This window comes from Sulfitobacter sp. 15WGC (assembly GCF_005068605.1).
Lineage (GTDB): Bacteria > Pseudomonadota > Alphaproteobacteria > Rhodobacterales > Rhodobacteraceae > Sulfitobacter > Sulfitobacter faviae.
Genome location: NZ_SZNL01000114.1, coordinates 1 through 255, shown reverse-complemented (window position 1 = coordinate 255; position 255 = coordinate 1). Strand labels below are relative to the sequence as shown.

The following is a 255-nucleotide window of genomic DNA, read 5'->3' as shown; positions in this document are numbered from 1 at the left end:
CGGCGGCCATTTTCCTGTCTGCGTTCTATTACGATCTGTGGCTGTCGATCTCGACCGTGATCCTGATCGCGATTTCTGAGACTTTTGACTATCTGCTTTTCCTGCGCATCACCCGCTGGCGGGGGCGCAGCCCACGTTTGGCGCGTTTGTTCATGAACCGCATCTATATCGGCACGGTGCTGAGCGCCGGGGTGATCAGCTATTTCGCCCTTGGGATCGCGCTTCAGCAGGGGGCGACGACGCATTTCCTGCCGC

1 pseudogene is annotated in these 255 nt (G+C 58.8%); it reads left to right on the top strand.

Annotated elements, in window-relative coordinates:
* Positions 1–255, top strand: a pseudogene (locus FCK22_RS18200) (sensor histidine kinase); the annotation flags it as partial.